We start from the raw sequence: 12,304 nt of genomic DNA on the forward strand, positions 1-12,304 counted from the left end.
CGCTGCCAGACATGCTGAGCCAGGATCACGACGCGGACGTCCGCGCAGGCAACGACCTCCGAGACGACGCCTCCGGTCTCGTGGTGCCCGGGCCCCGGGCGCCCTCGGCGGCCCGGCTCCTGGACATGACCGCCCGCGAGACCGACCGGTGGCGCTCCGAGGCCCGCGCGGAGGCGGCGGAGATCGTCGCGTCGGCGCGGCAGGAGGCCGAGACGTTGCTGCGCACGGCCGAGCGCGAGGCCACAGGCATGGTCGAGAGTGCCCGGGCGGAGGCGGAGGGCGTACGTGCCGAGTCCGAGCGGCAGCGCGCCGGGGCAGAGGCCGAGGTCGCCCGCCTCGAGCAGGTGGCCGCGGACCACGAGGACCGGCTGCGACGGCACTTCCGCGACATGCTGGAGCAGCTCGAGCGCTGATCAGCCGCGCTGATGGCGGCGGCTCGACGTCACTGCTCGAGGGCGCGCATGGCGAGGCCGCGCGCGCCGAAGAGCTGGCGGGCCTTCCGCGACCACTCGGACACGTCGGCGTCCTGCAGGCTGGTGAGCTGGTGGGGGTCCTGCGCGAGGTCGTAGAGCTCCCACTCGTCGGAGCCCTGGTGCTCGACGTAGACACGGGTGCCCTCGCGGACCAGCACCCAGTCGAGGTTGGTGTTCTCGACGGCGAGGCGACGCCGCCAGGCCGACCAGTCGCCGGACCTGAGGGGGCCGAGCATCGAGCGGCCGTCGAGGTCGCGGCCGGCGTCGGGGTCGAGCCCGGCGACGCCGAGGGTGGTGGGCATCAGGTCGACCTGAGAGACCAGCGCGCCGGTGACGCGCGGATCGACGCCGGGCCCGCGGACGAGGAACGGGATGCCGGCGGACTCCTCGTAGGGCTGCGACTTGTGGAAGAGCCGGTGCTCGCCGAGCAGGTAGCCGTTGTCGGAGACGAAGAAGATCCACGTGTGACGGAGCTGCCCGGTCTCCTTCAGGGTGTCGAGGACCTTGGCGACCTGGTCGTCGACGTCCTGCAGCTCCTCGAGCTTGCCCTCGTAGATGCGTTGCATGCGGCGGCGGTCCTGGGGCGGGAGCTCGCGCAGCCACGTGGGCTTGTCGCCCATGTCGGCCTCGTTGAGCGCGGGCGGGTCCCACTCGACGCCGTCGAAGTCGTCGGCGTGCTGCCGGCTCGGCGTGTACGGCCCGTGCGGCGCCGTCGGCGCGAAGACGGCGAACCACGGTGCGTCCTCGTGTCGCCGGATGAACCGCCGGAGCCGGCGCGCGGCGAACCGGTCGAACTCGCGCTGTCCCTCGACCGTGAGGATCGTGCCGTCGACGCTGACGCGGGGGTCGTCGATCATGCCGTCGAGCAGCGCGACCCAGCGGTCCCAGCCCGGGGCGACGTACGACGGGTCCTGGGCGAGGCCGTTCATGTACTTGCCGAAGTAGCCGGTGTCGTAGCCGGCGCCCTTGAGCCGGGTCGCCACCGTGTCGCGGTCGCGCCCCTGCGCCACGAACGGCTGGTGCGTCATGTTGGTGTCGCACCCGTGGTTGTGCGGGTAGAGACTCGTCAGCATCGACGCCCGCGCGGGCCCACACAGCGGCATCGCGCTGTAGCCCTGGCTGAACCGCACGCCCTTCTGCGCCAGCCGGCGCCAGGTCTTGGCCATCGACCTCAGCGTCGAGCGCGGCTGGTCGTCCGTGATGATCCACAGGACGTTGTCGGGCACGTGGTCACACTACGGGCGCGGGTTTGTTGATGGGGTCCTGCGTTGGGGTGGGTGTTGCCCATCCTTGGTCAAGGACGCACGAACCGCCCAGAAGGACGCAGGCTTGATGCATCGGTGCGCTTGGACGTCAGGACCGTCGCCCGGTCGCGGCGGGCTCGGCCGCAAGGCGCTGGGTCAGCACGGAAAGTACGTCGGCGGCGACGGATAGGCGGGTGGCGTCGATCCCCTCGACGGCCTGCTCGAGAATTTCGCGTCGAGCCGCGTGCACGCTCTCGAGCGCTCGGATGCCTTCCTCGGTGATCCTGATCAGGAAGGCGCGGGCATCCGTCGCGACCCGTCCCCGGGTCACCAGCCCGGCTGCCTCGAGACGCTTCAGGCGGGGCGTCACCGAGGAGATGTCAACCCCGTGGCACGCCGCGATGTCGGAGACCCGCAGTGGTCCGCGTGCGTCAAGATGCTCCAACAGCGACCAGGACGCAGGCGGAAGGTCGTACCCGGATCGTTGGGCAACGTCGCCGACGGTGCCGCGATCGGCCAAGAGACGCACGAGGGCCGCGAGCGAGCGCTCGAACTCTTCCAAAGTCGCGGCGCTGGTCATGACCTCGACCCTAGTGACTGCCCACAGCACAAACAAGTTGGCCCAAACCAAGTACCTGTTACGGTCAAGGATCCGCCCACCCCCCCGGACGGGTGTGTGGTCCACCCAGCCACGAGGAGTACTGCCCATGAAGCTGTCGATCGTCGACCTCGGGAGCGTCGCTCCCGGTACCACCGAGAGCGACGCCTTGGCCGACTCGCTGGAGATCACTCGCCACGCGGAGCGGTTCGGATTCCACCGGGTCTGGTTCGCCGAGCACCACCTGAGTCGCTCCGGTGCCTCGCACCACCCCGAGCTGCTGATCGCCGCAGCAGCCATGCAGACGTCGAGCATCAGGTTGGGCTCGGGGGCGGTGCTGATGAACCACTACAGCCCGTTCAAGGTCGCCGAGCTGTTCCAGCAGCTCGAGGCGATGGCTCCGGGCCGCGTGGACCTGGGCATGGGACGCGCGACAGCCGGCCCGGTGATCGACCTCGCGCTTCAGCAGGACCGACGCAGCCGGCTGCAGCCGGACCACCAGCAGCAGGTGCTGGAGACACTCTCTTGGCTGTACGGGACATTCCCCGAGGACCACGCGTTCGCCGCGCACCCCCTCATGCCGACGGTGCCGCACGTCCCGCAGACGTGGTTGTTGGGATCGAGCCCCAACGGCTCCAACCTGGCGGCCGGACTGGGGATCGGGTACACGTTCGCCGGATTCATCAACCCGCCGGGGGCTGCTCCGTCCCTGCGCCACTACCGCGAGTCGTTCCGCTCCCAGGGCTTCGGCCTGGAGTCGCCGCGCGCGATCCTCGCAGTCAACGTCACCGTGGGAGAGACCGCGGCCGACGCTGAGCGCTTGGTGGGCTCGGCCAAGGGTTTCTACGCCCGGTTGGGCAGGACGGGCGGCGGGGCCACGATCCCGTCGGCCGACGAGGCTGCCAGCGAGCTCACCCCCACCCAACAGGCGGAGCCGACGAGCATCAACGACGGTCAGTGGCCGCGGTTCGTCGCCGGTGCCCCCGACGACGTACGTGTGACCCTGGAGCAGATGGTCGAGGAGAGTGGCGCTGACGAGCTGATGATCCAAAACCTCATCGCCGATCCCGCCGACCGCATGCGGTCCCACGAGCTGCTGGCCGACATGTTCGCCCTCACACCCCCGAATATTGCGGTCACGTGCTCGCTCCGGTGAAGTTCGAGGACTACCTCGAGGTGATGCAGACCATCGCCCGGTAAGGACACGCGCGCCTCGGTGCTAGTGGGCCCCCGACCTGTCCGCACTCCACGCACGTCCACTCATCGCCATGAGAGAGCCACACCCACGGATGCGCAGCCGATGCGAGAGAGCGACAGTCCCGAGGGTGCGGCTCCAGTCCAGGACGCGCGAACCGGTTCCGATCGACGAACGGACAACGTCGCCGACATCTGCCAAGGGCCCGGTCCGCCACTACCGGCCTGACACCAGGCAGGTCCCTCGGCCGTGACCCGCGGGCCTTGACCATGACCTTGAGCTCGGCCATGGACCTGTTCACCTTCTTTCGCCCGCGAGCGGATGGAGTCGGCAATGGCCTGCCGGCTCGGACGCGGTGAATGCGTGGGAAACTCCGGCGAGCTCCACGGTGTCGTTCGCTCCGGCTCGCTCGGCCATGAACCTCGATACGACCTACATCATCCCAGCGCCTCTTATCCGAACGGCACCCCGATTCGCCGCCGCTGCTCAGCTCGCGATCTGAACAGCGGCGGCGACTTCGGCGCACAACAGCATCCCGGCGTCAGTCCGAGAGCCGCCCGGCGGCGTGGTTGGCAGCGATGTAGCCAAACACCAGACCTTGGGCGATCGTCGCACCCGGTCCGGGGTAGACCCGGCCGAAGGCGTTGCCGGCCGCGTTGCCGGCGGCGTACAGGCCCTCGATGACCGATCCGTCTGGGCGCAGGGCGCGGGCGAACTCGTCGGCCTTCACGCCGCCGCAGGTGCCCAGGTCGCCAGGGACGACCTTGACCGCGTAGAACGGGCCCTTGTCGATCGGACCCAGGCACGGGTTCGGCTTGACGGCGGGGTCGCCGTAGTAGCGGTCATAGGCGCTGTCGCCACGGCCGAAGTCATCATCGTGCCCCGTGGCGCACAGGGTGTTGAAGCGTTGGACGCTCTGGGGCAGCGCCGGCATGCCCATCTCTGCGGCCAATTTCTCCAATGAGTCGGCCTTCTTGACAACGCCGGCGTCGTACCACTCCTGCGGGAAGGACTGGCGCGGGAAGATCGAGCCGCCGAAGACGTACCGGTTGCGGTAGCGCTGGTCGAAGACCATCCACACCGGCAGGTCCTGTCGGAGCAGTTCCTTGCCGGCCGACATGTAGTTGACTGCCTCATTCATGAAGCGCTCGCCAGCCTGGTTGACGATGATCTGGCCCGGCAGTGAACGCTCGGCCAGCAGCGTGCCGGGCATGGGGCCGGGAATCGGCACCGCCGGGAACCACCAGGCCTCCTCCATGAAGGCCAGGTCCGCACCCACCTCCTGGGCGGCGATGGTGATCGCGTCGCCGGTGTTGGCCGGGTTGCCCAACGCCCAGTCGGTGTCGAGCTTCTCGGACTGGTAGGCGTGCCGCATCGCCTCATTGCGGTCGAAACCGCCCGCCGACAGGATCACGCCGCGCTTCGCCCGGACACTGATGTCCTTGCCGTCACGATGCACCACCACGCCGACGACGCGGTCGTCCTCGACGAGCAGTTCCTTCAGGGGCGAGTCAAGCCACACCGGGATGTTCCGGTCCCGGACCCCGGCGTACAGCCCTGCGGCCAAAGCACCGCCACCAGCGATGTACTCCCGGCGAATGGCCAGGCCGCCGACGCCCATGCCCAGCAGGCGCGCCGCGACGGCGATGCCGCGCGGGGTCCGGGCGACCAGGTTGAGCCACTTGTAACTGCTGCCGGTCACCGGCATCGGGAACGGCGCTTCCAGCGCGGGCGGACGCAACTTGTCACGGTCGGTACCCAGCTTGCGGGCGTTGAAGGGTTTTGGCTCCATGGCCCGCCCGACGGCCGACCCTCCCGGGAGCTCCGGGAAGTAGTCGGCGTAGTTGGCCATGTGGCCGAACTTCAGCGGCGTCAAGCGGCGCAACGCATCCACCGCCTCGGCCCCATGAGACAGGAACGACTTCCAGCGCGCCTCGGGTGCTTCCCCGCCCGTGACCGCAGTGAGGTACTCAGTCGACTGAGACATCGAGTCCGGCGCTCCGGCCTCGGCCAGCATCGAGTTGCACGGCACCCAGAAGCCACCCCCCGACAGGGCAGTCGACCCGCCCACATACTCCGACTTCTCCACGAGCAGCACCGACATGCCTGCCTCGGCCGCCGCCAGCGCGGCGAGCATCCCTGTTCCCGTCCCAACGACCACGATGTCGAACGACTTGTTGTCCATCTCACACTCCCTTGTTTCCCAAAATCTAACCACATGGCAGGTTTTCGTGGCGCCGAACCCGCCCTACATCCCGCGAGTGCGTGGCCGTGAGAGATAGTGGAGCCGTGACGAGGGTGGCGCGCGGGCCGTACAAGGTCGGATTGGCGAAACGAGCCGCGATCCTCGACGCGGCGCTGGAGGAGTTCTCGCGAGCGGGTTTCGAGGTCGCTTCACTGCGGGCCATCGCCGCTCGGGTCGGGATCACCCACGCCGGCCTGCAGCACCACTTCGCGTCCAAGGACGACCTTCTGCTGGGCGTGCTCATCGCTCAGGAGGACGCCGACCGCCAGTTCTTCGACGAGGGCGCCCTGCTAGACATTGACGACCTCATCAGTGCGTACGCACGCGTCGCGGACCGCCGCCGCTCCACCCCTGCCTGGACCCGGCTATGGATCAGCCTCAAGCTGAACGTCGCTGCGCAACCCGACCACGTTGCTGCCGACTTCGTCCGTCAGCGCGTCGCGGCATGGGATCAGGAACTGGCCGAAGTGCTGAGTCGGGCTCAGAGCACCGGTGTCATCGCAGCCGACGTCGACTGCGTCGAGGCCGCCCGCGGCCTGCTCACCCTCCACGAGGGCCTGATGATCCGACAGATGCTCGACCCGAGCACCGACGTGGACAGCCCACTGCTCTGGACGCTGACCCAACTCCGCGCAAGCGCCCGTGAGTAGGCGGGTCTGCTGTACGAAATGCTGTCAGTTCGACGAAGGAGCCTGAGTGCCAGCCGTCTGGGGACCGCGACGCCAACATCGGGTGGGTGCGCTCCCCCGCTCAAAGCGCCCCTATAGCGGTCGCCCGCCAACACGCGATAGGGAGAGTGCAAGCCTGCCGCTGCGGTGGAAGCACCCCCTGCCCCCACTCCTTAAGCCACCACACGGTGCGCGGGAACGCTACGTCGCAGCTTCGTGTCGCTGCCAACCGCCCAGAATGACCCTGCGAGTGGCAGGTGCACCAGCACTGATTGGACATGCAGGAGCCCCTGGGCGCCCGTGTGCCGACGGGCAGGCACGCGGGCGTCATCGAGCGCTTGGCATCTCGATCCAGCTGATCGAGCCAATCTGTGCCTGGCGCCGTACACGCAGGCGGGCGAATAGATGTGTCCAGCGCGGGGTTGTCGAGCAGCGGCGGCCTCGGTAACGTGGTGAGCCCCTCTCGTAGCCGCATGGAGTGATTGCCATGGCGAAGCGGATTGCTGCACACCCTGTTATCGCTGCTATGGAGGCGCGACAGTCGACTGATTCGTTCATCGTCGTCCGGGGTTACGTAGGTTCGCGAGGTGGCAACGGAGTCCGCATTTATCCGTTCCTGAACCTAGACAGGTTCGTCGAGATCCCTGACGCGGGGATTGTTCACGTCGATGAAGTGCCCGACTCGGGCGGAATGGTTCGGGTTCTCGTTGATGCCGCGACCGACGTGACTGTTGCCCTCACACACACTCGCATTGTACAAGCTAAGGAACTTCGCCGGGCTTTCCGTCCCGAAAACTCTGCTTCATCCACGCTCGTCGCCGCACAGCGGAAGGACGACCCCGTGCTCACAGAAGACGAACACAAGCAATGCGTCTTCGACTGCTGGATTGCCAATCCAGACAACTTTTTCAAGCAGCTCAGATGTGAAGGCGCCTGCATCGAACGGGAACGCAATGACCTCTTGGGGTTCTGACCTGTGCTCGGCCCGAGTCCCCGCAGGCAGGTGATCGGGGGACAGCACACGTCCATCAACAACGCCCAGAAGGCGCTGATCTGGTGCAGACACCCGCGGCGAGCCGACTCTGCTCCACGTTGCTAAGGGAGGGGATTCTGACCGCTATGTGGAAAGTATGAGCGGCACGCTCGCGGGCCTGGGCAGCACCTCAAACGCCGTCACGAGTTGGCGAAGCTTGCGGGTCTGGGTGCGCCGAAGGACGCCAAGCCGCCACTCAGAGAATCGTCAACCCGCCCACCGAGACGCACGCTGTTGTCGGCCACCACTCGAACGACTTGAAGCTCCCGGAGCCGGGCGTCCGTGGTCGCTGCGGACCATACGTCGGTGCAGGTCGGCAGCCCTCCCGCGCTGCCCGCACGTGACCGCCGTCCCTGGCAGAAACGTGGAGCGCCCTCGGCGCCCTCGGCGCCCTCGGGCAGGGAACTGACCTGCATTATCGAGACCGGCTACAGCGACAACCCATACGAGTACTTGAGCGACATGTCCTGCCGGAAACGCAGGCGATTGTCTGCGGCTAACGTGAAAAGCGCTTTTGTACGTCAAGAAGTTCGAGGCCCGTTGCCTCGACAGTTTGGTCGACCTGCCTAACGAAAACGCGACCTCCGACGTTCGCCACGTCGGTCTGTGCGGGTACGCGAATCACGACTACACCCAGCCCGAAGTAGTCGCTAAAGCTGGTGCTCGCGAGAACATGACCCTTCAGCGGCTCTGACAAGTCTGAGTTGAGAATCTGATCCCGGATGCGCTGAACGTAGGTCTCGACCGACTCTCCGAGCGCGTCGGCCTCGCGACGAACTCCGACGACACTGCGCCGCCCAACCCTTCGCGGCGCGACGCCATAAAGGTCTTCCACTCGTTGGGCGTCCGCTTCCTTGTCGGCTACCCCAACAAGAACCGTTCCGGACCGCTCAGGCCCGTTATTCGCGATTGCGCAGATCGTCTCCACGACCCTAGCGAGCACGGTCCCGTCGAGTGGCTTGTCGTCGGTCAGGCGGAGCACGCCCTGCTTGACCTCGTAGTGAGGCGCTTCGATCTCGCAGCGACGCAGTGCCTCGTCGATGTCATACGCGCCGAAGTCTCCGTAGATGTCTGCGTGGCTACCGTCGACCAGGTGGGGTCCGAGGAGCCCCTTGATGATATTGATGTTCCTCTCGCGATCGGCATCTGAAGTCGACCCGCGGCTGGTATCCACATGCCTGTTCAAGTTCGCAAGGGCGCCTCGGGCATCGGCGTAATTCGAAAGCTTCTTGTTCTCCCCAATCAACGACTGATGGAGAGACAGGAAGAGTACGGCGAACAGTGCTGGAAATGGGTTCGTCGTCCTGGCAACGAACAGCAAATCGCGAAGGGTTCCGGATCCTGCCCCGATGATCTTCTGGATCTCCTCCAAGACGAACTTGAATTCCGCGGAGATCTTGTCCTTGCCGTATGCACTAAGCGCGGTCTCAATGCGCTCCGCCTCCGTGCCTTGCGCGTAGACAGCGTCCAGCGCGTCCTTGGACCGGTCGAGCACCTTGCCGCCAACAATCGAAGCAAGGATGTCCGCGATGCACTGCTCGTCCATTGAGTCTCGAAGGTCAGTCGAGCGGAGTGCGCCACTCGTGACCCAAAAGACCTCGTTGGCTAGGACCTGGTATCCGTGCATGGTCTTGGGGAGGTCGATGCTGATCGAAGGCATGTCTGCCAATTCGACTTCAGGCATCGATACGTCGCCGCGAACCTCGGACGCGAGGACGCGAACCAGTCCCGAGAACTCGTTCTGGATGCCGGCCTGGCGTCGCTCCTGATCACTCAGGCGGTGACCGTAAGTGTTGATTCGCCGGAAGACGTCATCGATATCGGCCGTGGACGCGCCCCGCATGATGGAGATGGACAGGCTGTAATCTAGGAACGCGCCCACGTCGCGCGCGCTCAAGAGGTCCACGTCTGGAGCCACGTCGAATGCGCCTTCGGTCGCGCGCGTGTTCGCGGACGGAAACTCGGGCACATTGAAGTACTTACCGTCTAGCGCTCCGAACTGGGTTTCGATGAACGACATGAGGGTGTGGATGCGCTGAAGACCGTCAATGACTTCGTAGCCTCCCTCAGCACGCTCGGCAAGTAGCACGGCCGGGATCGGGTAGCGCTTCAGAACCGATTCGATGAGGCGCTGCTTCTCCTCGAGCGTCCAGACCAGCTTGCGTTGATAGCGCCGGTTGACCCACAGCTGCTTCTCCGCGAACCACGCGTAAAGCGACTGAATGGACTTCGGTTGGGAGTCAAGTTCCGCCATGTGCACAGGGTGTCACGTAGCCCACGCGTGGCCGACTTTCGTCGGCAGATTCAGCTGCGCCGGTTGATGACCTGCTCAGCGCATGACCCACCTTGGGTCGGACCGCAGCACGAGGCCGGTCATTCCGGGGGTCACGCAGGCGGTCACCAACCACAGCCCAGCACCATCAGGCTGCGTTGGCGATCCTTACAGTCATACCGCCGCCTTCGCGTCGTCCCCACCCGCACTCACCGCCCATCACTTCGAGGGCAACAATCATCTGCACTGGACGGCGAGATGCGGCTATCTCACCCCGAGATCACCACGAACGTGCTTCGCGAATTCGAAGGCTAGACGGTGGGCCCCTTCGTACCCAGTACTCGACCGGTCGTGCTGCACCAACGCTGCTAGCACGCGCGCCGCTGCAGCAGACGCATCTGCGGTGCCGTACAACCAGATCCCAGCCAAGTGCTTGTGGACAGCGTCGTACTCCTCTGGCACGAGCGATTGCCCCTCACGCCGAGCCAAGCCAATCTCGTCGACCATGCCCTCGACCGCCGCGATGAACTCGACGTAAGCCTTCCGGCGGTGCTCAAAAAGCCGAGCGTCGCGCGTCTCCTGGCGATCGAGTTCGGCCCGAACGTCTTCGCGGCGGGAGGTCAACGATGCCGCGACCAACTGCCCTGCGATACCGACTATTACACCGGCCAACGCGAAGAGAGCTTGAGTCATGTTCGCACCCTAGAGCCGCGCTACGACAGGCATGAGCTCGCCAAGGCGTTGGCTGCCCCTTGTCTGCCCCGTCCTCAGCGACGCGCGTCATTGCGCCGCGTGCCATTCAGGGTCGATGCGCAGCGACACGCGCGAACCATCGCGAGCTCGCGTCAGAAGCTGTTGAGCACGTCTTGATCGACCGCCCCGCCGGCGGAGTTGACCTTCCGACACTGTGCGGAAAGGTCGGCCTTGTTCTCCGTCAGGTCGTCACTCATCTTCTGCAGCGAGGTCAGTGACATGTCTTCACCGCCGTTCGACTCGTTGAAGGTCTTCAGCGTGAACGCCCACTCATTGACTGCCGCTGCCAAGTCGTCCCATGTTTCGTCTTTAACCGCAGCCTCGGCTGCAGCATCTGCGGCCTGCTGACGCTCGTCGAGTTCCTTCGTGAGGTCGCTCACCTCCGCCATGGCTTGATTACACGCCCGAGCTGCAAGCTCGAGGGCATCGTCGGTGGTCGAGGATGCCTCCGCCTCGGAGCCGCCAGCCGAACTGCAGGCAGCCAGAGCGGACAGTAGGACGCTGCTGAGCAGCAAGGCAGGGGCGCGAAGCATGCACCAAGCGTAGGTACGAAATGCTCGTGTGTTCGGCCTTTGCGTCGAAAGCTGCTGACGCCGTTGACTGCCTCAAGCGTTGCGGCACTGAGTGCGTCGAACCGCCGCCTATGAGCTGCGCAATGGGGCTCACGTGTACAACTCCTCCAAGAGGGCGGAGGCACGGAACAGGGCTACGGATCGCGCGGTGATGCTGGCGTCGCGTTGGGCCAGCCGTTCGTCCCGCCCCCTCTCGCGCAGCTGCGGCAACAGTGCCCTCAACGGCTCGATCCGGTAGCCGGCTCGACGCAGTTGGTGGATCAGCCGGGCGTCCCGAACATCCGTCGGGCTGTACCTGCGGGCACCGTGCACGTCACGCCCGGGGGCCAGCAACCCCTCTGCCTCCCAATGCCGCAGTGCCGACGCGCGGACACCCAGGGCCTCCGCCAGTTCTCCTACGCCCATGGCATCGGCAGCACGCACGTCCTCCATCGGCTCGGAGGCGATCGAGGCCACAGCCTGCCGTGCAAGCGCCAGCTCCTGACGCTCCGCGTGGAGCCCCGCATGAACTGCATCGAGCCGGGCCGCGAGCTCATCGATCGCACGATGCGCCGTCACGAGCAGGTGCCTCGCCTCCACCGGCCCCACTGCCTCGACCAGTGCGCTGTACGCCTGCGCGCTGAGGACGTGCACCTGGTCGTACGATCTGCGACCGCTCGGTGACCGCACCGCGGGCGGGAGTACCCCGAGAGCCTCGAGCTTGCGCACCTGGTTGACCGAACAACCGACGAGCCGCGCGATTTCTCCCGTCCGCACCGAATCCTCCACAAGCACTTGAATGATTCGCTTGAACCATGAGCATTGACGACATCCGCGACTACGTCGAGACCCTGCCAGCGGTACTGACGCTCGCGCCGGCGCCGGGCGACGGAACGCCCGAGCTCGCCTGGGGCGACCTCTTCTTCTACTACTCCCCGGACGGACAGGTCCCCAACACTCAACCCTTCGCCACCATCGTGACCAAGGACTACCCGGGCGAACCGTCCTCCGACCTCTCCGGCGGGGCGTTCCGGGTCAACATAGACGCCGGCCGCCGCGACCAGCCGCCGTGCGAGGACCCCACGATGCGCGACCACGTCATGCCGCACCCGGTCTACGGACACCTGGGCTGGGTGTGCGTGGTGGCGCCCGGCTTTGCCACCGAACCGGAACTGCGCGAGTTGCTCACCATCGCGCACACCGCCTCCCGTGCGCGCTGGGACAGACGCCGATCCTGAGCGCACGCCTCCGGTGCTTCATCCGCAGCGGATG

At 66.3% G+C, this 12,304-nt stretch carries 12 protein-coding genes; 5 read left to right on the plus strand and 7 right to left on the minus strand.

Annotated elements, in window-relative coordinates; translation table 11 throughout:
• Positions 1 to 11 precede the first annotated feature (11 nt).
• Positions 12 to 413, plus strand: a complete 402-nt coding sequence (locus AC4H2S_RS17400) for a hypothetical protein (protein WP_491498239.1) — start codon at positions 12 to 14, stop codon at positions 411 to 413.
• A 29-nt stretch (positions 414 to 442) separates the two neighbouring features.
• On the opposite strand, the gene AC4H2S_RS17405 is transcribed toward AC4H2S_RS17400, so the two are convergent.
• A complete protein-coding gene (locus tag AC4H2S_RS17405; protein WP_491498240.1) occupies positions 443 to 1,699 on the minus strand; it encodes a sulfatase family protein in 1,257 nt (418 codons plus the stop codon).
• A 127-nt stretch (positions 1,700 to 1,826) separates the two neighbouring features.
• Positions 1,827 to 2,297: a MarR family winged helix-turn-helix transcriptional regulator gene (locus tag AC4H2S_RS17410; protein WP_491498241.1), complete on the minus strand. Its 471-nt coding sequence runs from the start codon at positions 2,295 to 2,297 to the stop codon at positions 1,827 to 1,829.
• Between the two features lie 127 nt (positions 2,298 to 2,424).
• Here AC4H2S_RS17410 and AC4H2S_RS17415 point away from each other — a divergent pair, with 127 nt between their 5' ends.
• Complete coding sequence (locus tag AC4H2S_RS17415) at positions 2,425 to 3,471, plus strand: MsnO8 family LLM class oxidoreductase (RefSeq protein ID WP_491498242.1); 1,047 nt, start codon at positions 2,425 to 2,427, stop codon at positions 3,469 to 3,471.
• Positions 3,472 to 4,051: 580 nt separating this feature from the next.
• Here the strand turns inward: AC4H2S_RS17415 and AC4H2S_RS17420 are convergent.
• Complete coding sequence (locus tag AC4H2S_RS17420) at positions 4,052 to 5,695, minus strand: FAD-binding protein (RefSeq protein ID WP_491498243.1); 1,644 nt, start codon at positions 5,693 to 5,695, stop codon at positions 4,052 to 4,054.
• 104 nt (positions 5,696 to 5,799) lie between these two features.
• On the opposite strand from AC4H2S_RS17420, the gene AC4H2S_RS17425 reads away from it, so the two are divergent.
• On the plus strand, positions 5,800 to 6,405 hold the full coding sequence (locus tag AC4H2S_RS17425; RefSeq protein ID WP_491498244.1) for a TetR/AcrR family transcriptional regulator: 606 nt from the start codon (positions 5,800 to 5,802) through the stop codon (positions 6,403 to 6,405).
• Between the two features lie 505 nt (positions 6,406 to 6,910).
• Positions 6,911 to 7,396, plus strand: coding sequence for a hypothetical protein (locus AC4H2S_RS17430; protein WP_491498245.1), 486 nt, complete (start codon positions 6,911 to 6,913; stop codon positions 7,394 to 7,396).
• A gap of 556 nt (positions 7,397 to 7,952) precedes the next feature.
• Here AC4H2S_RS17430 and AC4H2S_RS17435 read toward each other — a convergent pair.
• From AC4H2S_RS17435 to AC4H2S_RS17450, 4 genes are all read right to left on the minus strand, one after another.
• Complete coding sequence (locus tag AC4H2S_RS17435; protein ID WP_491498246.1) at positions 7,953 to 9,710, minus strand: GmrSD restriction endonuclease domain-containing protein; 1,758 nt, start codon at positions 9,708 to 9,710, stop codon at positions 7,953 to 7,955.
• 282 nt (positions 9,711 to 9,992) lie between these two features.
• On the minus strand, positions 9,993 to 10,421 hold the full coding sequence (locus AC4H2S_RS17440) for a hypothetical protein (RefSeq protein WP_491498247.1): 429 nt from the start codon (positions 10,419 to 10,421) through the stop codon (positions 9,993 to 9,995).
• A gap of 152 nt (positions 10,422 to 10,573) precedes the next feature.
• Positions 10,574 to 11,014, minus strand: coding sequence for a hypothetical protein (locus AC4H2S_RS17445; protein WP_491498248.1), 441 nt, complete (start codon positions 11,012 to 11,014; stop codon positions 10,574 to 10,576).
• Between the two features lie 129 nt (positions 11,015 to 11,143).
• On the minus strand, positions 11,144 to 11,827 hold the full coding sequence (locus AC4H2S_RS17450) for a MerR family transcriptional regulator (RefSeq protein ID WP_491498249.1): 684 nt from the start codon (positions 11,825 to 11,827) through the stop codon (positions 11,144 to 11,146).
• A 20-nt stretch (positions 11,828 to 11,847) separates the two neighbouring features.
• Between AC4H2S_RS17450 and AC4H2S_RS17455 the strand changes: the two genes are divergently transcribed.
• Complete coding sequence (locus AC4H2S_RS17455) at positions 11,848 to 12,270, plus strand: DUF6194 family protein (RefSeq protein ID WP_491498250.1); 423 nt, start codon at positions 11,848 to 11,850, stop codon at positions 12,268 to 12,270.
• Positions 12,271 to 12,304 lie beyond the last annotated feature (34 nt).

This window comes from Nocardioides sp. Z13_37 (assembly GCF_058355585.1).